The sequence below is a fragment of the Streptomyces sp. MMG1121 genome (assembly GCF_001280015.1).
Taxonomy (GTDB): domain Bacteria; phylum Actinomycetota; class Actinomycetes; order Streptomycetales; family Streptomycetaceae; genus Streptomyces.
Map to the genome: position 1 here is coordinate 23057 of NZ_LGDV01000217.1, position 21863 is coordinate 44919.

Here is a 21863-nt window from a genome sequence, read left to right on the forward strand (position 1 = left end):
GCGTGCCCGCCGCCACGATGGATGCATGGCGAACCCCTCCCGGCTGCGCGCCGCCGTCCTCACCACCACCGCCGTGCTGCTGTCCGCGCTGCTGGCCGGATGCGGCGACGGCAGCGCCAAGGACGGGGATCTCACGGCGCAGAAGCTGGACTGGAAGGACTGCCCGTCCCCGTCCCAGGCCGAGGGCGGCGGCACTGCTCCGTCCCCGCTGCCGAAGGGCGGCACATGGCAGTGCGCCACCATGAAGGCGCCCCTGGACTGGGGCAACCCGAAGGGCGACACGATCGACATCGCCCTGATCCGGGCCAGGACCAGCGGACCCGCGAGCAAGCGGATCGGCTCACTCGTGTTCAACTTCGGCGGCCCCGGCGGCAGCGGTGTGAGCACGCTGCCCGCGTTCGGCTCGGACTACGACGTCCTGCGCACCCGCTACGACCTGGTCAGCTTCGACCCGCGCGGGGTCGGCCGCAGCGCGCCGGTCAAATGCGAGAGCGACGACCAGCTGGACGTGTACTTCCAGCAGGACGCCACACCCGACACCAGCGCCGAGCGCACCCAACTGGTGGACCGCACCAACCAGTTCAACGCGGCCTGCGAGAAGAACTCCAAGAAGGTCCTGCCGCACGTGGCGACCACGGACGCGGCCCGCGACATGGACCTGCTGCGCCAGGTGCTCGGAGACGACAAGCTGCACTACTTCGGCATCTCCTACGGCACCGAACTCGGCGGCGTGTACGCCCACTTGTTCCCCCAGAACGTCGGCCGGGCCGTATTCGACGGCGTCGTCGACCCCACGCAGAACCCCGAGCAGAGCGCGCTCGGACAGGCCAAGGGCTTCCAGCTCGCGCTGGACAACTTCGCCGAGGACTGCACGTCGAAGACCACGCAGTGCCCGATCGGCGACACCCCGCAGGACGTGAAGAACCGCATCGCGAAACTGCTGAACGACCTGGAGAAGAACCCGATCCCCGGCATCCCCCCGCGCCAGCTCACCCAGACCGCCGCGACGAACGGCATCGCGCAGTCCCTGTACTCGAAGGACTTCTGGGAGTACCTGACCGAGGGCCTGGAGGACGCCTACGCCGGCGACGGCAAGATCCTCATGCTGCTCTCCGACGCGTTGAACGGCCGCGACCAGAACGGCCAGTACAGCAACCTCACCGCGGCCAACATCGCGATCAACTGCGCCGACGAGAAGCCGCGGTACAGCGTGGACTACATCCAGCGCAAGGTGCCCGAATTCCGCGCCGCCGCCCCGCTGTTCGGGGACTACCTGGCCTGGGGCCTGATCAGCTGCAACAACTGGGCCGTGCCGGGCGCCGCCGACCATCCCGACGTCAGCGCACCCGGGTCGGCACCCATCCTCGTCGTCGGCAACACCGGCGACCCCGCCACCCCGTACGAGGGCGCGAAGAAGATGGTCGACGCGCTCGGCAGGGGAGTCGGCGTCGAGCTGACGTACAAGGGCCAGGGGCACGGCGCGTACGACAGCAAGAACAAGTGTGTGCAGAGCACGGTGAACAGCTACCTGCTGAACGGGACGGTGCCCAAGGACGGGAAGGTCTGCTCCTGACGGCGACGGGGGCCCCGGGCGCCGTACGCGCCCGAAGCCCCCGCCATCCGCACCGGGAACCGGCTCAGTAGACCGGCTTGTGCGGTTCGATCTGGTTGACCCAGCCGATGACGCCGCCGCCCACGTGGACGGCGTCGGCGAAGCCGGCGGACTTCAGGACCGCGAGGACCTCCGCGCTGCGGACACCGGTCTTGCAGTGCAGGACGATCTTCCTGTCCTGCGGGAGGCTCTGCAGGGCGGTGCCCATGAGGAACTCGTTCTTCGGGATCAGCTTGGCGCCCGGGATGGAGACGATCTCGTACTCGTTCGGCTCGCGGACGTCGATGATCTCGATGTTCTCGCCGTCGTCGATCCACTCCTTGAGCTGCTTCGGAGTGATCGTCGAACCGGCGGCCGCCTCCTGGGCCTCCTCGGACACGACGCCGCAGAAGGCCTCGTAGTCGATGAGCTCGGTGACGGTCGGGTTCTCGCCGCAGACCGCGCAGTTCGGGTCCTTGCGGACCTTGACCTGGCGGTACTGCATCTCCAGGGCGTCGTAGATCATCAGGCGGCCGACCAGCGGCTCGCCGATGCCCGCCAGGAGCTTGATGGCCTCGTTGACCTGGATGGAGCCGATGGACGCGCACAGCACGCCCAGGACGCCGCCCTCGGCGCAGGAGGGGACCATGCCGGGGGGCGGCGGCTCCGGGTAGAGGCAGCGGTAGCAGGGGCCGTGCTCGGACCAGAAGACGGAGGCCTGGCCGTCGAAGCGGTAGATCGATCCCCACACGTACGGCTTGTTCAGCAGCACGCAGGCGTCGTTGACCAGGTAGCGGGTCGCGAAGTTGTCGGTGCCGTCGACGATCAGGTCGTACTGGCTGAAGATGTCCATCACGTTCTCGGCTTCGAGCCGCTCTTCGTGAAGGATCACGTTCACGTACGGGTTGATGCCCTTGACGCTGTCACGCGCCGACTCGGCCTTGGAGCGGCCGATGTCGGCCTGGCTGTGGATGATCTGGCGCTGCAGGTTCGACTCGTCGACCTCGTCGAACTCCACGATGCCGAGCGTGCCCACGCCCGCGGCGGCCAGGTACATCAGCGCGGGCGAGCCCAGGCCGCCGGCGCCGACACAGAGCACCTTGGCGTTCTTCAGCCGCTTCTGCCCGTCCATGCCCACGTCGGGGATGATCAGGTGGCGGGAGTACCGGCGGACCTCGTCTACGGTGAGCTCAGAAGCTGGCTCGACCAGGGGTGGCAGCGACACGGGGACTCCGTTGGTCGGTCAATCACTACAGTTGTTCTCCCCGTAACACTGCCACGGCCTTCTTCATTCCGAGACACCTGTTCCGATACGCGAGACGATTTCGTCCCAGTAGCCGGGCATCGTCTCCCAGGGGTCGGTGCGGCCGCCCCGGTCCGTGCGGTCGGTGATGTAGATCGTCGCGGCTCCCTGCCAGCGGGCGATGCGCAGTGCCTCGTCCAGATGACCGCGGGGTACGCCGTGCACGAAGTGGCAGAAGCGGTCCGGCGGAAAGTCGGCGGTCCACTCGGCGACCTGCGACCAGCGGTAGTCGGACCAGGAGCCGGAGAAGGTCACCAGCTGGTCGGCGTTCTCCGCGTAGCCGGGGTGCGGGTGGCTGCCGTGGCCGAGGACGATGTGGGCGCTGTCACTGATCGCCCGGAGCGTGGTGACGGCCCGGCGGACCTCGGGGAGCGCGGTGCGCTCGGTGGGGCAGCGGTCCAGCAGGAAGCCGTCGACGCGGTACCAGTCGAGGTGGCGGTGCGCGTCGCCGAGCAGGTCGGCGAAGGGGCGGGCGCCGTAGGTGACGTCCAGCTGACCGAGGACGCGGACGCCGACGTTGCGCAGTCGGCTCACGGCCTCCAGGCAGTGCGGGTCGGGGCGGGTGCCGGGCCCCGCGGACACGTTGAGGACCACCCAGTCCAGCGGGGTGCCCGGACGGGCGAGTTCGGCCCACTGGGCGGGGGCGACGAGCGGGTGGGCGTAGCCGGGGACGCCGAGTGCGGTGCGCAGGCCGGTGCTCGTGGCGCCCGCTGTGGTGCTGGTCAGATGCGGCATGCCGCCTCCATCCAGATGTCGGCCAGGGATTCTTCGAGGTTGATGCGGGGCCGCCAGCCGAGCCGGTCCCGCGCGGTGCGCACGTCGGCCTGCTGCCAGCTGCCGCAGCCGTCCGGGTACGGGTAGGCGACCGGGGCCGCGTGGTCGGGGTCGGAGCGGGGGTGGCCGATCGTGGCGCGCAGCGGCCCGGGCGGGGCGTCGAGTTCGTGCAGGGCGCCGCCGTACCCGGCGACCCGGGCGAGGACGGCGGCGGCGTCGCGGAGCCGGACGGCGCGGCCGGAGCCGATGTTGATGACGCCCTGCGCGGCGGAGAGTGAGGCGGCGTGCACGGCGCGGGCGACGTCGCGTACGTCGATGAAGTCGCGCTGTGCGCCGAGCCCGCCGAGCTTGAGTTCGCCGTCTCCGGACTGCATGGCGCGGCGCATGGCCTCGGCGAGCCGGCCCAGCGGGGAACCGGCCGGGGTGCCCGGTCCGGCCGGGGAGAAGACGCGGAGCACGACGGCGTCCAGGCCCGAGCCGAGGACCAGTTCGGTCGCGGCGAGCTTGCTGACGCCGTACGGACCGCCGGGACGGGGCACGGCGTCCTCGGCGGTGGAGGAGCCGGGCTGGCTGGGTCCGTACTCCGCGCCGCAGCCGATCTGCACCAGGCGGGCGCCGCAGCCGCTGCGGCGCAGGGCCTCGCAGACGGTGGCGACGGCGACGGTGTTGTGCCGGGTGAGTTCGCGGGCGCCGCCACGGGTGGCGCCCGCGCAGTTGACGACGACTCCGGGGTGGACGGCGTCGAGGAAGCGGGTGAGTGCGCCCGGGCTGCCGCTGGCGAGGTCGAAGCGGACGTCGGCGTCGTCGCCGCGGCCGAGCGCGGTGAGCTGGACGGCCGGGTCGGCGAGCAGGCGGTCGGCGACGAAGCGGCCGATGTATCCGTTGGCTCCGATCAGCAGGACCCTCATCGGTCGGCTCCCGGGGTGTGCGCGCCGGCGGAACCGGCCGTGGCGAAGGCTCCGGTCGTTGCGGGCGCTCCGGCGGTTCCGGTGGCTCCGGACGCTCCGGGTCGGGAGGTGGTCATCTGGTCTTCTCCTTCGAAGGGGTGGCGCGGGTGCCTGCGGCGGTGGGCCGTCGGCGGAGGGTTCACTCGGGGGCTCCCGTGGGCGCGTGTGCCGAGGCCTGGGTGAGGGTGCGGCCGGCGTGCAGGAGCAGGGCCAGGGCCGCGACGCCGCAGGCGAGGGCCGGGACGGCGGCGACGCCCCACGTGTTCACGAGGGTCCGGACGGGGGTCGCCAGCAAGGCGCAGCCGGGCAGCCGGCCGGCCAGCGGCAGGGCGTTGGCAGCCACCTCCGTCGCCGCCGCGGCGCCCAGCGTGAGGGCCGGGGCGCGTCGGTGGTGGTGCACGACGAGCAGTCGGGCGAGCAGGAGCAGGGCGCCCAGGGTGAGGGCCTGTGCGTAGGCCGCGGGCTCGTGCAGGAGCGTGCCGCAGAGCAGGAGCAGTGCGGTGAGCGCGCCGAGGAACAGGGCGAACGCGCCGAACAGCAGGGGTTTCGCGGCGGCCTTGAAGTCCTCCAGGCCCCGGCTGCCGACGAGCCTGCGGCGGGCTCCCGCGCTGAGCAGACGGGCGCACCAGGCCGCCGGAGCGCAGGCCAGCGTGAGGGCCAGGGCGGGCGCGGTGGCCGTGGGCCAGGGGCCGTCCGGGGCGCCGGTCGGGAGGGCGTCGGGGCCGCCGGTCAGGACGGCGTCGAGGAGACCGTCGCCGAAGACGGCGTACCCGAGCAGCCAGAGGGTCCACGCCCGCGTGCCGCAGGCCGTGCGCCACGCGGGCGTGCCGGTCGGGTCCGCGAGGGGCCCGCGGCGCAGCGCCGTGCGCGTGGCGAAGGCGACGGCGAGGAGGCCGGCCAGGGCCACGAGGGGACGGAGCTGCCCGTGGCTGAGGCGCACTCCGGCCGCGGTGGCCGCGCCGAGGGCACCGGGCAGCAGGGAGAGCAGCACCCAGTCGGCCCGGATACGGGGCACGGGAAGGGGGTCGGGCGCGGAACAGGCGTCACCACTGCTGCGCGGCACGCGCGCGTACAGCTCCTCGGCCAGCGAGAAGACGTCACGGTGACGGAACCGGGCGGCGGTCCGATCGGTGATGCCGTGCGCCTCCAGCCCGGCGGCGATCTCCAGCGGGTCCACGGCCCGCTCACACAGCTCACGGTGCCGGTGCAGCAGGGCCTTCACGGGGTCGGCGGCTCCACGCCGGGGCGCGGTGCGCACCGACGCGCCGGGGGCGCTCACGGAGGCCGTCGGCACAGAAGACCCAGGGCCGTCGGGCGAGGTCTCGGCAGGCGCGGCGGACGTGGCCTCCCCACCGCCTGCTCCCACAGCGCTCCGCGCGCCCCTGTGCTTGTCCCTGTCCTCTTGGCCCTCTCGGTCCTCTCGGTCCTCTTGCCCGAACCACTCCCCCGTCCTCGAGTCCCACGGCTCCGCGCCGCTGGGCATTCCGGGCAGCCCCGATCTGCTGAGCCCGTCCCCGCTGCCGCGGCCGTTGCCGTTGCCGTCGTCCCGTACGTCCATCACGCCCCCTCCGCAGCCGCCAGTGGTGTCGCGCGTACCGGTGCGGTCGTGGCCCAGCCGGGGGCGGTCCTGGGCAGCACGCGGGCCGTGGGGCCGGTCCAGCGGCCTGGGACGTGGGACTCGGCGGGGGCGGCGAACGGCCGTGGTCCGCCGGCCTCGTCGAGGACGACCCGGCGCACCGGGCAGTGCGACACGATCTGCAAGTAAATGCCGTTAAATGCCGTGATGTTCTGCTCGACGGTGAACAGTTCGAGCGCGCGGGCGCGTGCGGCGGCGCCGAGGCGCTCACGGCGCTCGGGGTCGTGCAGCAGCGCCACGCAGGCCTCGGCGAGCGCCCGTGGATTGCGCGGGGGCACGACCAGTCCCGTGCCGCCGATGACCTCCACCACCGCGCCGACGTCCGTGGACACCGTGGCCCGGCCGCAGAGCATGGCCTCGACGAGGCTGATCGGGAAGCCCTCCACCACACTGGACAGCACGACGACCGCGCCGGCGGCGTACGCGTCGGCCAACGTCGGAGCCTCGGGGCCGCCGATCTCCTCGAAGGAGACCGGGTTGTCGCCGACGGCGTGCACGCCCTCCGCCTCGTCCGGGAAGAGCTGGGCGGCGAGCGCCCGGCAGTGTCCGAGGTAGGCCGCGCCCTCGGGGCCGACGGGCGCGCCGACGATCCGCAGGCACGCCTTGGGCTCCTCTTTGCGGACCTCGGCGAAGGCGTGCAGGAGCGAGATCAGGTCCTTGGCGGGTTCGACGCGCCCGACCCAGACCAGGGTGTCGGGGTCGGCGCGGTCGGCGGACTCGCCGACCTCCGCGAAGCGGGTGGCGTCCATGCCCGGGTAGACCGTGCGGATCCGGGCCCGGTCGGCGCCGCACCGTTCCTGCCAGCGGCGGGCATGGGCGTTGCCGGGCGTGAGGATCTCGGCGCACCGGTAGACCTCGGCGGCGAGCCGGCCGTGGAAGGCGCCGAGGAGCGCGCGCACGGCGGGGGCGGCGGCGTCGGGGCCGAGCGCCAGGTAGTGCGAGCGCAGCGGCACACCGTACTCGGTGACGAGCAGCGGTACGCCGCCGAAGTGCCGGGAGAGCAGCCCGGGAAGGGCGGCGGAGCCGCCGGCGGTGGCGTGACAGAGGTCGGCCGCGCCGAGGCCGTCGTCGCCGTACCAGTCGAGGGAGAGCGGCCGCAGGGCGCGTTCGAGGTGCGCGGTGACGGTGAGCAGGTCGGGGACGCGTGCCTCGCGCGCCGTGCGCAGCGCGCCGGGGGCGCGACAGGCGCGTTCCAGGGTGCGTACGGCGGCGTCCGAGCGCAGGGCGCCGACCAGTCCGCCCTTCTCACGCGCGAGGTCGGCGAGTCCGTACAGCGCGCTGCCGAAACGGTCCGCCAGATCCTCGGCCCCACCCCCGGCCCCGACCCCGCCCCTGGCCCCCTGCCCGGACGCGCCGTCGACCGCCGGGGCGGCTCCGGCGCACACCGCGCCGACCAGTTCCCCGTAGCACTCGGTGAAGCGCCGGCGCGCGCGCCGTCCGTACGTGACCCCGTCGTCCTCCGCCGTCCACAGCGGTGCCGTACGCACCCGGCCGACCTGCGGCGGGAGCGGGACCCAACCCTCGTCCTCCTGGTGCCGGCCGCGGCTGAGCGCGTAGAGGTCGAACTCGTGCTGCTCGAGCCCGTGCACGAGCCGGTCGCACCAGAGTCCGGCGTCACCGCTCACATACGGGTAGCCACCCTCCGTAATCAGTCCGATGCGCACGCGTGCACCCCCGATCTCCCGTTTGGGGAGCCGCCGTTGTCCCGGCGGCTCGCAGCGGGACGAACGTAAGGGGGCGAGGCGGTGGCGCGACGGACGGTTGTCCATCGCGCCACCAAAAGGGGTGAACGGTCGTAACTTTCGCGTGCGGGTCGCGTTCCGCCGCGCTAAGGCTTCATACGGCGATCAACCATGCACGAAACGTTACGCCACGGCCGGTTCCCGGCGGGCCGCGCGCCGCTGGGCCGCCAGCGCCGGGTCGAGCGCGGGTACGGCGGCCAGGAGCTGCTGGGTGTAGGGCTCGCGCGGGCTGTCGTACACCTCGTCGGCGGGGCCGTACTCGACGACCCGGCCGCGCCGCATGACCGCGACCCGGTCGCTGACCTGCCGTACGACGGCGAGGTCGTGGGCGATGAAGACCAGCGCGAGACCGAGTTCCCGCTGGAGTTCGCCGAGCAGGTCGACCACCTGGGCCTGCGTGGTGACGTCGAGCGCGGAGACGGGCTCGTCGCAGACGATGACGCGCGGTTCGGCGGCGAGCGCGCGGGCGATGCCGATGCGCTGGCGCTGGCCACCGCTGAACTCGTGCGGGTAGCGGTCGTAGTGCGCCCTTTCGAGCCCCACGCGCTCCAGCAGTTCCGCCACGCGCCCCCGGACGCGCTGCTCGTCCCCCTCGCCACGCGCGCGGAGTGGGTCGGCGATGGACTCGCCCACGCTGCGGCGGGGGTTGAGGGAGGAGACCGGATCCTGGAAGACCATCTGGACCGCCGGATCCACCGCGGTGTGCGGGTGGCCTTCGTAGCGGATCGCGCCGGCGGTCGGCTCCAGCAGGCCCACCAGCATCCGGCCCAGCGTGGTCTTGCCGCTGCCGCTCTCCCCGACCACGCCGAGGGTCTCGCCGCGGCGGACGGTCAGCGAGACGCCGTCCACGGCCGCGAACGCCCGCTTGCCGCGCCCGAACTCGCGTCGCAGCCCGGTGGCCTCCAGCACGACCTCCTCGGTGGCCGGGGAGCCGGTGCGGCGCGCGTCCACGCGCGGGACGGCGTCGAGGAGTGCGCGGGTGTACGCCTGGTCGGGCGCCGCGAGGACGGTGCCGACGGGGCCGTGCTCGACGGCCCTGCCGTGCCGCATGACGAGGATGTCGTCCGCGCTCTCGGCTGCGACGCCCACATCGTGGGTGACGAGCAGCAGGCCCATGCCGGTCTCCTCGCGCAGCGTGTGCAGCAGGTCGAGGATCTGGGCCTGGACGGTGACGTCGAGGGCGGTGGTCGGCTCGTCGGCGATCAACAGGTCCGGCTCGCAGGCGAGGGCCATGGCGATGAGGGCGCGCTGGCGCATGCCGCCGCTGAACTCGTGCGGGCGGGACCGGGACCGCCGTACCGCGTCCGGAATTCCAACCCGCTCCAGCACCTCCACGGCACGCGCGCGTGCGCTGCGACGCGACACGCGCGTGTGCACGCGATGGACCTCGGCGATCTGGTCGCCGATCGCGTAGTACGGGTCGAGCGAGGACAGCGGGTCCTGGAAGACCATGGCGGCCTTGGCGCCGCGCAGCCGCCGCAGTTCCTCGTCGGAGGCGTCCTGGACGTCGGTGCCGGCCACCCGGACCGAGCCGGCGACCCGTGCCCCGGTGCCCCGGTGCAGGCCCAGCAGGGCTCCCGCGACCGTGGACTTGCCGGAGCCGGACTCGCCGACGAGGGCCAGGGCGGCGCCCTTCGCCAGGCTGAAGGAGAGTCCGTCCACGGCCCGCAGGGAGCCGAACTCGACGGTCAGGTCCGTGACGTCCACCAGACTCATGCGAGCACCACCCGTCGGTCGGCCACCGCGTACAGCACGTCCGCGACAGCGTTGGCGAGGACCACGAAGAAGCCGATGACCAGGACCATGCCGACGACCACCGGCAGGTCCACGACCTGCACCGCGTGCACCAGCTCCTGGCCGATGCCGGGCAGCCCGAACAGGGTCTCGGTGAGGACGGCGCCGCCGACGGCCGAGCCGAAGGTGACCGCGTTGAGCGCGATGACGGACGCGGTCGCGCCGCGCAGCGCGTGCCGGGCGATGATCGCGCGCTCGCCGACGCCGTACGCGCGGAACGTGCGGATGTGGTCCTCGGCGAGCGTCTCCAGCATCGACGCGCGCGTGAGGCGGGCGAAGCCGGCCGCCTCGATGAGGGCGAGCGAGAGCCAGGGCAGCAGCAGGTTCCACGCCCACTGCTCGGGGTCGTCGGTGAAGTTCACGTACTCCGGGAAGGGCAGCAGCTGGAGTTCGCCGCAGACCACGATCATCAGGATCAGGCCGATCACGAAGACGGGCGTGGCCGTGCCCGCCAGGGTGATCGCGGTCAGCACGCGCTCGCTGAACCGGCCGCGCCGCCAGGCGGAGAGCACACCGGTGCCGACGCCCAGCACCAGCCAGATCACCATTCCGCCGAGCACCAGCGAGAAGCTGACCGGCAGCTTGGTCAGGATGATGTCGGTGACCTGCTGGTCGGTCTGGTACGACTGGCCCAGGCAGGGCGCCGAGCAGTGCTCGACGGACGTACCGGTCGAGAAGTCCTGCCCCACGAACAGGCCCTGGAGGAAGTGCCAGTAGCGCACGTACAGCGGGTCGTCCAGGTGCAGTTGCTGGGCCACCTGGTGGACCTGTGCCGGGGAGCAGCGCGGTCCGCAGGTGATCTGGGCGACGTTGCCGGGGGTGACGTAGAAGACGACGTAGATGATCACCGAGAGCGCGAACAGGGTGACCACGGCGCCGATGACGCGGCGCAGGACGAAGCCGGTGAGGCCGCTCATGCCCGGTCCTCCTTCTTCGGTGCGACCGTCTCCGCGCGGGTCTCCCGCTTCGGTACGGCGGTCTCGGCGCGGGACTCCCGCTTCGGTACGGCGGTCCTGGCGCGGGACTCCCGCTTGCGGCCGGTGCCGATGCGCAGGCGCGAGGCCGCGCGCGGGTCGAGGGCGACGCGCACGCCGTCGCCGAGGACGGTCAGCGCGAGCACGGTCACGAACAGCGCGGCGGCGGGCAGCAGCAGATACTGCGGCGCGGCCTGGTACCAGACGTCGGCGGAGGTGAGCATCTGTCCCCACGAGGCCGTCGGCGGCTTCACCCCGACACCGAGGAAGGACAGGGCCGCCTCGGCGCTGATGTTCGACGGGATCAGCAGCGCGGAGTACGTGATGACCGGGGCGGCGAGGCCCGGGAGCAGTTCGCGTACGGCGGTGCGCCAGGTGCTCCAGCCGCTGAGCCGGGACGCGGCGACGTAGTCGAGGTTCTTCAGGGTGAGGGTCTGGGCGCGCACCATCTTCGCCGTGGTGCTCCAGCCGGAGACCAGGGCGATGACGAGGGCGACGAGCACGGGCCGCGGGAAGCTGTTCGGGACGACCGCCAACAGCGCCAGCGCCATGATCATCAGCGGCATCGAGACGAAGATGTCGGTGATCCGGCTCAGCACCAGGTCGACCCAGCGGTTGCCCAGACCGGAGGCCACGCCCACGGCGACGCCGAGGGCCACCTGCACCACCGTGGCCGCGAGTGCGACACCCAGTGACACGCGAGCCCCGTAGACGAGCCGGGCGAACATGTCGCGGCCGGTCTGCGGTTCGACGCCCAGCCAGTGGTCGGCGCCGATGCCGCCGAAGGAGCCGATGGGCACGCCCCCGCGCGCGGAGTCGATCAGGGACGGGTGGTACGTGGTGGGGTCCTGGCCCTCCAGGGCGGTGAGCAGCGGCGCGGCGAGCGCGATCAGGACGAGCAGCGCGACGACGGCCGCGGCGACCAGGGCGGCGCGCTGTGTGCGCAGCCGCCGCCAGAACTGACGTGCCCCCGAGGCCGCCGGGACGGACGGATCCGTCCCGGCGGTCTCGACGGCGACAAGTGCCTCGCTCACGGCGCTACTTCACCGCGACCTGGGAGATGTCGAGGACGCCGGTCCAGTCGCTGATGACGATGTTCTTGACGTCAGAGCCGTACAGGCGCTTGTAGACCGGGTGGAACAGCGGCACGACGAGGGCCTGCTCGCCGATCTTCTTGTCCAGTGCGCCCCATCGCTGGGCGGCGGCGTCGAGGTCGGTCAACTTGTTGATCGCATCAATCTCGTCATTGACCGACTTGTCATTGAGCAGGCCCGTGTTGAAGTTCGCGCCGTCCTTGACGATCTGCCGGCCGTCGAAGATCGGGGCGAGGAAGGGGCCGCCGGAGGGCCAGTCGGCACCCCAGTGGGCCAGGAAGAAGCCGGGCTCGGTCTTCACGGTGTGGATCGTGTCCCGGTAGTCGTTGTCCTCCAGGCCCTGCAGCTTGACCGTGATGCCGGCCTTCTTGAGCGCGTCCTGGACGGCGGTCGCGATCTCCGGGCTGGTCTCGAAGTCCTTGGCGTTGGAGTGGGTCAGCGTGACGGTGAGCCCGTTCTTGTAACCGGCCTGCGCGAGCAGCTCCTTGGCCTTGGCCGCGTTGCCGGACGCGCCCGCCGGGAACGGGTCGTACGGCGTGTAGCCGAAGGACTTCTGGTTGGGCAGGAAGGTGGTCGCGGACTCGGCGAGCGCGCTGCCGCCGGCCGCGTTGACCACCGAGGACCGGTCGACCGCGTACGCGATCGCCTGCCGCACCTTGGGGTTGTCGAACGGCTTCACGGTCGGGTTGAACGCGATGTAGTTCGTGTAGCCGAAGTGGCCGGTGCCCACACGCGCGGCGAGGCCCTTGTCGCCGCTGACCTTGGCGAGTTCGGCCGGGCCGAGGTTGGTGTCCGTGGTGACCGCGGCCGCGTCCGCACCCTGGGACGCGGACAGCCGCTGGTTGATCACCGAGGAGTCGAGGCCGGAGCGGACGTCGATGGTGTCCGGGTACGCCTTGCGCTCGTCGTCGGTGGCCGCGGACCAGTACGTGTTGCGCTCGAGGAGCACGTGCTCGCCGTCGTTCTCGTTCTTGACGACCTTGTACGGGCCGGACGAGATCGGGTGCTCCTCGTACTTGGTGCCGTCGTCCTTGCTCTGGGGCACCGGCGTGAACTGCGTCTGCGTGGCGAGGAACGGGAACTCGCCCTCGGGCTTGTCCAGGTGGAAGACGATAGTCCGGGCGTCGGGCGTCTCGATCGACGAGAGCCCCTTCTTGTCCTTGTAGGGGCCCTGGTAGTCGGCCGCGCCGGCCAGCCAGTCCCGCAGATAGGGGGCACCGCCGGACAGCTCGGGGGCGAAGGAGCGCTCGATGCCGTACTTGATGTCGGCCGAGGTGATCGGCGTGCCGTCCTCGTACTTGAGGCCCTTCTTCAGGGTGTACGTCCACACGGTCGCGTCCTTGTTGGGGCGCCCGGTGTCGGTGGCGAGGTCGGGGACGACCTTGGAGCCGGCCGCGCCGTTCTCGCGGTTGCGGGTGGTGAGGGTGCGGAAGACGAGCGAGGGGACGTTTCCGCCGCCGGACGTATAGAGGCGGGCGGGGTCGAAGTCGGTCTGGGGCTGGGAGTTCAGCACCGTCAGGGTGCCGCCCTTGTGGGGCGTGGAGTCGCCACCGGAGCCCTTGGCATCGCTGTCCTTCGGGCCGCAGGCGGCGGCGCCCGCTGCCACGACCAGGCTGACGGATGCCGCTGCCACGCGGCGCGCTATGACGGACGGTTGACGCATCGGAATGACGACCTCTCGGGGACTGATCGAGGTTTTCTCGAAGAGTGAGACATGTGGACGAGGAGTGAGACGACTGCGAGCAGACGTCGGCCCCGGCGCCGGGTCGTCGAAAAGCCCGTGACAGGGTCACGGACGGAGAGGAAAAGGAAGAGTCGCGACGCGAACGCCAGGGAGGCGGCGTCAGCGACAGTGGATGTCGGCCACGCAGAGCGCGGTCACGCCGATGAGCGCCAGCTCGATGGCGGCGCTCCTACGGACGGCATGACTAGACCACATGCGCAGAAATATGAACGAACTTGCGGCTCATGTCAATGTGACATGAGCGGCTCCTGTCAACTCCCGGGATAAGGCCAGGGATTGGGCAGACAGTGGATTCCGTCATGGTCGAGGAACTTGGTCTGCTGCTGCATGACAGGGGCGAGTTCGCCGCTCTTCTGACAGGTCACGTGGCCGTAGCCGAGCCGGTGCCCGACCTCATGATTGATCAACATTTGCCGGTACGGGTGGATTTTGTCCCCATATGTCACGCTGCCCTGTGCCCACCTGTATGCATTGATCATCACTCGTTCGGTGGAAGCGGAGTCGCAGGAGACGTTGTCCTCCGTGGTGTCCAGCCCGGACTTGGCGCACCATGCGGCGGTCGTGCCGGGGCTGGCCAGCGTGATCACGAAGTCGGGCTTGCCGGAGGAGATCCGCTCGAAGGTACGGGCCCCGCCGTGGGCCCAACTGCGCTTGTCGTTCAGGGTCTTCTGCACGGCCTCGGCGAACAGCGCGCCGTCCAGCCCCAGCCCCTGCTCGATGTCCACGCGGTAGGTGTACTTGCGCCCGCCGCCGGGCGCCTTGTCGAAACCGGGCACGGCGTCGAACCTCCCCGAAGCCTTCAGCTTGGCGCTGAGCGGGTACGTCCGGTCCATCGCCTGCTCGTACGTCAGCGTCGCCGCGCTCGCCGAGGGGGAGGGCGTCGACTCTCCCGGGGCCCGCGCGTCACCGGCCTGGTCGGTGGCGGACCGCGACCGCGTGGCGCCGCCGTCCCGGCTGCCGGTCACCTGACCTGCGACGATCACGGCGAGCACGGTGGTGACGGCGGCCGCGGCGACACCGGTGAAGGCCCGCCCCTTGCCGCCGGAGCGCTGCGCGGGCAGGGCGACGGGGGGTGGTACATCGCCGCCGTCCCCCTCGTTCGCCTCGCCCGGAGCCTTGGGAGCGTCCGGAGCGTCCGGAGCGTCCGCCGGCATCTCGTCGATACGGCGTGGCCCGCGCGCGCGGGCCGCGAAGACGTCGACGTCCTCAAGGTCCGCACCGCTGCCACGCGCATCGCCGAAGGCGTCGAGGTAGTCCTGCCGGGGCCCGCCCCCCGGCCCCGCCTGCCGCTGCCGCGGAAGCACGACACCGGGTCCCTCGGCGGCCCGGGCCCGGTCGGCGAACTCCCCCCAGCCACCGCCACGTTCCCGCTGCTCGGGATGGCCGCCCCGCACGGGACCGCCCTCACGGAGACGGGGCACACCGTGGGCGGGGGTGCCATCGGGGAACCGGGGCACACCGTGAGCCGGGGTGCCGTCAGGAAATCGGGGCATGCCATGGGCGGGCGTGCCGTCGGGCAGCCGGGGCACCCCCTGAGCGGGCGTCCCGTCGGGAAAACGAGTCACATCGCGCGCGCGAGGGCCACCGGCGAAACCCGGCACACCATGCGCAGACGTGCCGTCAGGAAGACGCGGCACCCCATGGGCGGGCGTGCCGTCGGGCAGCCGGGGCACCCCGCGCACAGGCGGCGGCACCCTCCGTTCCGCCCGAACCGCCCTGTCCGGGTTCGCGGCGCTCTCGGCGTTCTCGGCGTTCTCGGCACTCGCAGCACTCTCAGCGTTCTGAGCGCGCCTCGCGGCTATGTCCGCGGCGTTGCCCTTGGGGGCCGGTCCGCGGCGGCTGTGGCGTCCCACGCCGGCCTCAGCTCCCCGCGCCCGGGGCAGTGACGTCGCCGGCCGCGGACACGCGCGTGGCGCCCGTTCCGGACTCCCCGGTACCGGCCAGGAAGTCCCGGAACGCCCCGGCCACCACCTCCGGGTACTCCATCATCGCCACGTGCCCGGCGTCCGGCATGGACAGCAGGCGGGAGTCGCGGAAGGAACGGGCGGCCTTGGCGGCCATGCGGAAGCCGACCAGCTGGTCACGGCCGCCGTAGATCAGCAGGGTCGGCGCGAGCACGCGCTCGGCCTGGCGCCACAGCCCGTGCTGTCCGCCGAGCGTGTAGGCGTTGACGATCCCGCGCGCGGAGCGAGCCATCGCGTCCCAGAAGTACGGCAGCCCCAGCCGCCGCTCCAGCTCCTCGACGGCGTACCGGAACGCCTCCGGTGACACTCGCCCGGGGTCGCCGTAACAGAGGGCCATGACCCCGCGCACCCGCTGCTCGGCCGTCCACTCGCGGGTGAGCCGGGTGAAGAGGGCGGCGATGCCGGGCACCCCGAGCAGGGCGGTCGGTGCCGCGGTGCGCTGGATGCGCAGCTCGGGCAGGGCGGGCGAGACGAGTGTGAGCGTACGGACGAGGTCGGGGCGTACGGCGGCCACGCGCGTGGTGACGGCGCCGCCCAGCGAGTTGCCGATGAGGTGGACCGGGCCACGGCCGCAGGCGTCGAGATAGCGGATGACCGCGCGCGCGTGCCCGGTGACGGAGTAGTCGCCGTCGTCCGGGGGCGGGGAGTCGCCGAAGCCCGGCAGGTCGAGCGCCTCGCTGTCGACGACGCCGTCCAGCTCGGCCATCAGTGCCGACCAGTTCTGCGAGGAACCGCCGAGCCCATGGACGTAGAGCGCGGGCGGCAGGCCCTCGCGCGCGGGACGGCGGGAACGGATCGACAGGGTGACACCGGGCAGCCCCACGGGCCGCAGCCGCTCGCCCTCACCGACCCGTACGGGCGACGCCGGGTGAAGCACACTGGCGGCCGGCACGGACGGCGACTCGGTCGAAGACATGCGGCAATGTTACGAGGTGATCACGCCGGGGCTCGTGTGTTCGCCGTCACAGCGTGAGTCGCACGAGTCCGGTGAACCGGGCGGCGAAGGGGTGCGATGCATGGCGTCCGGATCTGCTCTCTCCTAGGCTCGTACCCAGGGCACCCGCATTGTGGCCCCTGCTGCTTCCAGGGACGTTCGTAGGAAGGGAGCCCACCATGGCCTATGACCCCACAGAGCCCGATGTGACCGACGACCTGGAGGCCGAGACGGCCGCGGAGGTCGACGTCGAGGCCCCCGAAGTGGACGCCGCGGAACAGCACGCCGACATCGCGCCGCTCCGCGACGACCCGCTGACGGGAGTGAACCAGGACCGCGCGAACGTGGCCGATCTGGTCGAACAGTCACGGGTGGTCGCGCTCGACGAGGACGACTACCGCTGACCCCGCGGGCTCCCGCGGCGGACCCCTCCGGTGACCTCGGCGGACGCCTCCGGCCTCACAAGGCCCTCGTTGCGGCTTTCGCCGACGTCCGGTACGTGAAATTCTGCGCTCGCACCGCGCACACCAGGGTTACCGAAAAGTACGATGGCCGCGCGGCCGACACCGCATGTGGACGACTTTGGGAGGCGGCGTGACAGCCATCGAGCAGACTGAGGCAGCACGCCCGCGTGGCACGCGTCTACCGCGCCGAGCCCGGCGGAACCAGCTGCTGGGCGCCGCACAGGAGGTTTTCGTCGCGCAGGGCTATCACGCCGCGGCGATGGACGACATCGCCGAGCGGGCCGGCGTCAGCAAGCCGGTGCTCTACCAGCACTTCCCGGGCAAGCTCGACCTGTACCTCGCCCTGCTGGACCAGCACTGCGAGTCACTGATCCAGGCCGTGCGCACCGCACTCGCGTCCACGACGGACAACAAGCAGCGCGTGCGCGCCACCATGGACGCCTATTTCGCGTACGTCGAGGACGACGGCGGCGCCTTCCGGCTGGTCTTCGAGTCGGACCTGACGAACGAGCCCGCGGTGCGCGAGCGCGTCGACAAGGTCACGAACGAGTGCGCCGAGGCGATCTGCGAGGTCATCGCCGAGGACACGGGGCTCTCGCGCGCGGAGTCGATGCTGCTCGCCTCCGGTCTCGGCGGTCTCGCCCAGGTGGTGGCCCGTTCCTGGCTGCACAGCGACCGCAGCGTCCCGCGCGAGCAGGCGGTGCAGCTGCTGACCTCGCTGGCCTGGCGGGGCATCGCCGGCTTCCCGCTGCACGGCACCGAACCCCACTGACGGCCGTTTGTTCCCGGCAGCTGTTCGCTGATGGCGTTCCGGCCGGGAGCGTGTACCTCCCCTCACCGGGCTAATGTGTGCTGCGTACGGCGCGGAAGATCGCGCACATCACTGGCCGTCGGAGGGACATAGCCGTGGAGGTCAAGATCGGCGTGCAGTACGCGCCCCGCGAGATCGTTCTGGAGAGCGGTCAGAGCGTCGAGGAGGTCGAGCGTCTGGTGAGCGACGCGCTGGCCGGAAAGACGCAGCTGCTGAGCCTCCAGGACGAGAAGGGCCGCAAGGTCCTCGTGCCGACCGACCGTCTGGCGTACGTCGAGATCGGCGAGCCGACCGTGCGCAAGGTCGGATTCGGCACGCTGTAGGCCGACGTAGTGAGAAGGGCCCGGTGGCTTGTCGCCGCCGGGCCCTTTCTTCATGGGCATATGCGCACAGACGGCGCACAACTCCCGCACAGCGGAGGATTGCCGTCCGCAGGTCACGGGTATGACGGGCTACGACCGTCAAGGGCAGGCGTGCCGTGGGAGGACCTCGAGATGATCCTGGAAGCGCTCGGATCCGCTGTGCTCGGTCTCGCCCTGGCGTGGGCGGCCGCGCACCGCCTCTCCCACCGGCTCCCGGCCCGCCCCCTGGTGTTCTCGACAGGCATCGCCGGAGCCCTCTTCGGCGACTTCGTCACCCACACCGCGCTGGGCCCCGGCGTCGCCTGGCTGAGCCTCGCGGGAGCCGCCGTCGTCTCGGCAGCCTCCCTGTCCCTCCTCCTGCGCCCGTCGACGGGCCTGCGCCGATCAGCGACGGCGTAGGACCGCGCCCCGAGGGGCGCGGGGAACTGCGCGACCAGCCACGAGTGACCCGCGGCCGCGCAACGCACCGCACCCGCCCCACGGAGCGCTACGCGGCCAGGCCCAGCGCGGCCATCCGCTTCGTGTGAGCCTCGGTGATCCGCGAGAACATCCGGCCGACCTCCGCGAGATCGAACCCGTCGGCCACCCCGCCCACGAGCATCGTGGACAGCGCGTCCCGGTCCGCGACCACCCGCTGGGACTGCGACAGCGCCTCGCCCATCAGCCGCCGCGCCCACAGCGCCAGCCGGCCTCCCACGCGCGGGTCGGCGTCGATCGCGGCCCGTACCTTCTCCACCGCGAACCCGGCGTGCCCGGTGTCGTCGAGCACGGCGAGGACCAGCTCGCGTGTGTCGGAGTCGAGCCGGGCGGCGACCTCGCGGTAGAAGTCGCTCGCGATCGAGTCGCCGACGTACGCCTTGACCAGGCCCTCCAGCCAGTCCGAGGGCGCGGTCTGCCGGTGGAAGCCGTCCAGCGCCGCGACGAACGGGTCCATGGCGGCCGTCGGCTCCTCGCCGACCTCGGTCAGCCGGTCCCGCAGGCGCTCGAAGTGGTGGAACTCGGCCGAGGCCATCTTCGCCAGCTCGGCCTTGTCCGCGAGGGTCGGCGCCAGCTTGGCGTCCTCCGCGAGCCGCTCGAACGCCGCCAGCTCCCCGTACGCGAGCGCACCGAGCAGGTCCACGACCGCGGCACGGTACTGCGGTTCGGCGGAGGCCTGCGCCCAGTCCTGGGCGGCGACACCGGTGGGTCCGGCGGAAGCGGCGGACGCGTTCTCAGGCTTGTCAGAGCTAGTCATGAGGCGCACAATAGTCCGCTTGCGCCGCCCCGGAAGTGCCTGGCCGATCAGTGTGACCACGACTACGTGACCAAATCGGCCATCGCATGTGCGCCGATCCGGGGTATGGTGGTAATGCGCCTGATGAGTGCGTTGACGATGTTCGACGTGTCCCGACAGGCCGCACGCATGAGGATGCCCGGTCGGTGGCCCGATCGGCTCCGACCCGACAGCCCTCCCTGGCCGTACGGCTTTCAGTACGTACGACGACCGGAGGGACACCCTCAGCGGTACGAGCGCTAGAGCGTCGGCAGAGGTCCCGTGTCATACGGCTTGCCCGAGTGGTTCGCCCGTACGGCAGCCGACGTCCCCGGCACGGTCAGTCATGACCCCCGCGCTCGCCTCGCACCGCACCACACAGAAGAGGCAGCACCCTGACTACGACGTTTCGAGAACTCGGAATCCTTCCCGAGACCGCCGAGGCCCTGGAGGCCGTCGGCATCATCTCGCCCTTCCCCATCCAGGAGATGACGCTCCCGGTCGCCCTTTCCGGCACGGACGTCATCGGCCAGGCCAAGACCGGCACCGGCAAGACGCTCGGCTTCGGCCTCCCGCTCCTGGAGCGCGTCACCGTCCCCGCCGACGTCGAGGCCGGACGCGCCGCTCCCGAGGCCCTCACGGACGCCCCGCAGGCGCTCGTCGTCGTCCCGACGCGCGAGCTGTGCCAGCAGGTCACGAACGACCTGCTGACGGCCGGCAAGGTCCGTAACGTGCGCGTGACGGCGATCTACGGCGGCCGGGCCTACGAGCCGCAGGTCGAGGCCCTGAAGAAGGGCGTCGACGTCGTCGTCGGCACCCCGGGCCGACTGCTCGACCTCGCGGGCCAGAAGAAGCTGAACCTGAAGCACATCAAGAGCCTGGTCCTCGACGAGGCCGACGAGATGCTCGACCTGGGCTTCCTGCCCGACGTCGAGAAGATCATCAACATGCTGCCGGTCAAGCGGCAGACCATGCTGTTCTCGGCGACCATGCCGGGCGCGGTGATCGGCCTCGCCCGCCGGTACATGTCCCGGCCCACGCACATCCGTGCCACCGCGCCGGACGACGAGGGCGTGACGGTCGCGAACATCAAGCAGTTCGTCTACCGCGCGCACAACATGGACAAGCCGGAGATGGTCGCCCGCATCCTGCAGGCCGACGGCCGCGGACTGGCGATGATCTTCTGCCGGACCAAGCGCACGGCCGCCGACATCGCCGAGCAGCTGGAGCGCCGCGGCTTCGCCTCCGGCGCGGTCCACGGCGACCTCGGCCAGGGCGCCCGCGAGCAGGCGCTGCGGGCTTTCCGCAACGGCAAGGTCGACGTCCTCGTCTGCACCGACGTCGCCGCGCGCGGCATCGACGTCGAGGGTGTCACCCACGTCATCAACTACCAGTCCCCCGAGGACGAGAAGACGTACCTCCACCGGGTCGGACGAACCGGCCGCGCGGGCGCCAAGGGTACGGCGATCACGTTCGTCGACTGGGACGACATCCCGCGCTGGCAGCTGATCAACAAGGCGCTGGAGCTGGACTTCAACGACCCGCTGGAGACGTACTCGAGCTCTCCGCACCTGTTCTCCGACCTCGGCATCCCCGCGGGCACCAAGGGCACCCTACCGCGCTCGGAGCGGACCCGTGCGGGTCTGGACGCGGAGGAGCTGGAGGACCTGGGCGAGACCGGTGGCCGCGGTGCGCGCGGTCGCGGTGGCCGAGGGGAGCGCGGTGACCGAGGTGGCCGAGGTGGCCGCGCCGAGGTGGCCGCCGCCCCGGCCGAGCGCGAGCGTCCGTCCCGTACGCCGCGCCGTCGCCGTCGCACGCGCGGTGGTACCCCGCTGGACGCCACCACTGCCACGCCGGCCGCTACGACGGCTCCGGCCGCCGAGTCCGGCCCGGCGGAGGAGTCCCCGTCCGGGCCCCGCACCCTGCGCCGCCGTCGCCGTACGCGCGGCGGAGCGTCGACGCAGCCCGTGCCGGCCGCCGAGTCCGCCGAGTCCGCTGTCAAGGCAGTGGAGACGGTCGAGACCCCGGCCGCGCCGGACGCCCCGGAGGCACCGCGCCGTCGCCGCACCCGCAAGACGGCGGAGCCGACGGTGCCCGCGCCTGCCGCCGAGCCGGTGGCCGAGACGATCGTGACGGTGACGGAGACCGTGACGGCGTCCGACACCGTGACCGTGGAAGCGCCGGAGGCGAAGCCGCGCCGTCGCACGCGGAAGACGGCCGCGCCCGCCGCGGAGACGGCCGTCGCCACGGCCGAGACCGTCGAGGTCACGGACGAGCCCGCCCCCGAGGCCAAGCCGCGCCGCACCCGCAAGACGGCCACCGCAGCGGAGACCACCGCGGACACGGCAGAAGCCACGGAGGCCAAGCCGCGCCGCACGCGCAAGACGGCCGCCGCCGTAGCCGAAACCGCCGTCGACACGGCAGAAGCCACGGAGGCCAAGCCCCGCCGCACCCGCAAGACCGCGGCCACCGCCGAG

General features: G+C 72.0%; 19 protein-coding genes. 6 read left to right on the forward strand and 13 right to left on the reverse strand.

What is annotated here, in order from left to right; genetic code table 11:
- The first annotated feature begins 25 nt into the window (after positions 1–25).
- The gene (locus ADK64_RS31790) at positions 26–1573 is read left to right on the forward strand and encodes an alpha/beta hydrolase (RefSeq protein ID WP_053664719.1); all 1548 of its coding nucleotides are present in this window, start codon (positions 26–28) and stop codon (positions 1571–1573) included.
- 64 nt (positions 1574–1637) lie between these two features.
- On the opposite strand, the gene moeZ is transcribed toward ADK64_RS31790, so the two are convergent.
- From moeZ to ADK64_RS31845, 12 genes are all read right to left on the reverse strand, one after another.
- Positions 1638–2816, reverse strand: coding sequence for an adenylyltransferase/sulfurtransferase MoeZ (gene moeZ, locus ADK64_RS31795; protein ID WP_053664721.1), 1179 nt, complete (start codon positions 2814–2816; stop codon positions 1638–1640).
- Positions 2817–2879: 63 nt separating this feature from the next.
- Positions 2880–3629, reverse strand: a complete 750-nt coding sequence (locus ADK64_RS31800) for a spherulation-specific family 4 protein (protein WP_053664723.1) — start codon at positions 3627–3629, stop codon at positions 2880–2882.
- Positions 3617–4576: an NAD-dependent epimerase/dehydratase family protein gene (locus ADK64_RS31805; protein WP_053664725.1), complete on the reverse strand. Its 960-nt coding sequence runs from the start codon at positions 4574–4576 to the stop codon at positions 3617–3619. The genes ADK64_RS31800 and ADK64_RS31805 overlap by 13 nt, the downstream gene beginning before the upstream one ends.
- A gap of 178 nt (positions 4577–4754) precedes the next feature.
- Positions 4755–5894, reverse strand: a complete 1140-nt coding sequence (locus tag ADK64_RS31810) for a hypothetical protein (RefSeq protein ID WP_324614462.1) — start codon at positions 5892–5894, stop codon at positions 4755–4757.
- A 278-nt stretch (positions 5895–6172) separates the two neighbouring features.
- Complete coding sequence (locus ADK64_RS31815; RefSeq protein WP_234384778.1) at positions 6173–7915, reverse strand: DUF3492 domain-containing protein; 1743 nt, start codon at positions 7913–7915, stop codon at positions 6173–6175.
- Between the two features lie 201 nt (positions 7916–8116).
- Positions 8117–9709, reverse strand: coding sequence for a dipeptide ABC transporter ATP-binding protein (locus ADK64_RS31820; protein ID WP_053664731.1), 1593 nt, complete (start codon positions 9707–9709; stop codon positions 8117–8119).
- Positions 9706–10704, reverse strand: coding sequence for an ABC transporter permease (locus ADK64_RS31825; protein ID WP_053664733.1), 999 nt, complete (start codon positions 10702–10704; stop codon positions 9706–9708). Before ADK64_RS31825 ends, ADK64_RS31820 begins: the two co-directional genes overlap by 4 nt.
- Positions 10701–11795 (reverse strand): ABC transporter permease, encoded by a 1095-nt coding sequence (locus ADK64_RS31830; RefSeq protein WP_053664735.1) that lies wholly within the window; start codon positions 11793–11795, stop codon positions 10701–10703. The genes ADK64_RS31825 and ADK64_RS31830 overlap by 4 nt, the downstream gene beginning before the upstream one ends.
- A 4-nt stretch (positions 11796–11799) precedes the next feature.
- Complete coding sequence (locus tag ADK64_RS31835) at positions 11800–13518, reverse strand: ABC transporter substrate-binding protein (protein ID WP_053664737.1); 1719 nt, start codon at positions 13516–13518, stop codon at positions 11800–11802.
- A gap of 180 nt (positions 13519–13698) precedes the next feature.
- On the reverse strand, positions 13699–13794 hold the full coding sequence (locus tag ADK64_RS48745; RefSeq protein ID WP_324614463.1) for an Ms4533A family Cys-rich leader peptide: 96 nt from the start codon (positions 13792–13794) through the stop codon (positions 13699–13701).
- Between the two features lie 56 nt (positions 13795–13850).
- Positions 13851–15452, reverse strand: coding sequence for a DUF3152 domain-containing protein (locus ADK64_RS31840; RefSeq protein WP_053664740.1), 1602 nt, complete (start codon positions 15450–15452; stop codon positions 13851–13853).
- 7 nt (positions 15453–15459) lie between these two features.
- Positions 15460–16479: an alpha/beta fold hydrolase gene (locus tag ADK64_RS31845; RefSeq protein WP_053664742.1), complete on the reverse strand. Its 1020-nt coding sequence runs from the start codon at positions 16477–16479 to the stop codon at positions 15460–15462.
- 197 nt (positions 16480–16676) lie between these two features.
- Between ADK64_RS31845 and ADK64_RS31850 the strand changes: the two genes are divergently transcribed.
- The 4 genes from ADK64_RS31850 (at position 16677) to ADK64_RS31865 (ending at position 18533) form a co-directional block, all read left to right on the forward strand.
- Entirely contained in the window at positions 16677–16901 is a 225-nt protein-coding gene (locus tag ADK64_RS31850) for a hypothetical protein (RefSeq protein ID WP_053664744.1), read from the forward strand.
- A gap of 190 nt (positions 16902–17091) precedes the next feature.
- Positions 17092–17733, forward strand: a complete 642-nt coding sequence (locus ADK64_RS31855) for a TetR/AcrR family transcriptional regulator (RefSeq protein WP_053664746.1) — start codon at positions 17092–17094, stop codon at positions 17731–17733.
- A 134-nt stretch (positions 17734–17867) separates the two neighbouring features.
- Positions 17868–18095: a DUF3107 domain-containing protein gene (locus tag ADK64_RS31860; protein ID WP_031163497.1), complete on the forward strand. Its 228-nt coding sequence runs from the start codon at positions 17868–17870 to the stop codon at positions 18093–18095.
- A 171-nt stretch (positions 18096–18266) separates the two neighbouring features.
- Positions 18267–18533 carry a hypothetical protein gene (locus ADK64_RS31865; protein WP_053664747.1) on the forward strand — a complete coding sequence of 89 codons (267 nt, stop codon included), beginning with the start codon at positions 18267–18269 and terminating at the stop codon, positions 18531–18533.
- Positions 18534–18621: 88 nt separating this feature from the next.
- Here the strand turns inward: ADK64_RS31865 and ADK64_RS31870 are convergent, their stop codons facing one another.
- Positions 18622–19368 carry a ferritin-like fold-containing protein gene (locus ADK64_RS31870; RefSeq protein WP_053664749.1) on the reverse strand — a complete coding sequence of 249 codons (747 nt, stop codon included), beginning with the start codon at positions 19366–19368 and terminating at the stop codon, positions 18622–18624.
- A gap of 506 nt (positions 19369–19874) precedes the next feature.
- On the opposite strand from ADK64_RS31870, the gene ADK64_RS31875 reads away from it, so the two are divergent.
- Positions 19875–21863 (forward strand): DEAD/DEAH box helicase (locus tag ADK64_RS31875; RefSeq protein WP_053664751.1); only part of this gene is annotated, 1989 nt, incomplete at its 3' end.

Bases quoted from the DNA above. Each gene is read 5' to 3' on its own strand.
- ADK64_RS31790 (WP_053664719.1), top strand. From the start codon at position 26: ATGGCGAACCCCTCCCGGCTGCGCGCCGCCGTCCTCACCACCACCGCC.
- ADK64_RS31800 (WP_053664723.1), bottom strand. From the start codon at position 3,629: ATGCCGCATCTGACCAGCACCACAGCGGGCGCCACGAGCACCGGCCTG.
- ADK64_RS31805 (WP_053664725.1), bottom strand. From the start codon at position 4,576: ATGAGGGTCCTGCTGATCGGAGCCAACGGATACATCGGCCGCTTCGTC.
- ADK64_RS31820 (WP_053664731.1), bottom strand. From the start codon at position 9,709: ATGAGTCTGGTGGACGTCACGGACCTGACCGTCGAGTTCGGCTCCCTG.
- ADK64_RS31825 (WP_053664733.1), bottom strand. From the start codon at position 10,704: ATGAGCGGCCTCACCGGCTTCGTCCTGCGCCGCGTCATCGGCGCCGTG.
- ADK64_RS31835 (WP_053664737.1), bottom strand. From the start codon at position 13,518: ATGCGTCAACCGTCCGTCATAGCGCGCCGCGTGGCAGCGGCATCCGTC.
- ADK64_RS48745 (WP_324614463.1), bottom strand. From the start codon at position 13,794: ATGTGGTCTAGTCATGCCGTCCGTAGGAGCGCCGCCATCGAGCTGGCG.
- ADK64_RS31845 (WP_053664742.1), bottom strand. From the start codon at position 16,479: ATGTCTTCGACCGAGTCGCCGTCCGTGCCGGCCGCCAGTGTGCTTCAC.
- ADK64_RS31850 (WP_053664744.1), top strand. From the start codon at position 16,677: ATGGCCTATGACCCCACAGAGCCCGATGTGACCGACGACCTGGAGGCC.
- ADK64_RS31865 (WP_053664747.1), top strand. From the start codon at position 18,267: ATGATCCTGGAAGCGCTCGGATCCGCTGTGCTCGGTCTCGCCCTGGCG.
- ADK64_RS31870 (WP_053664749.1), bottom strand. From the start codon at position 19,368: ATGACTAGCTCTGACAAGCCTGAGAACGCGTCCGCCGCTTCCGCCGGA.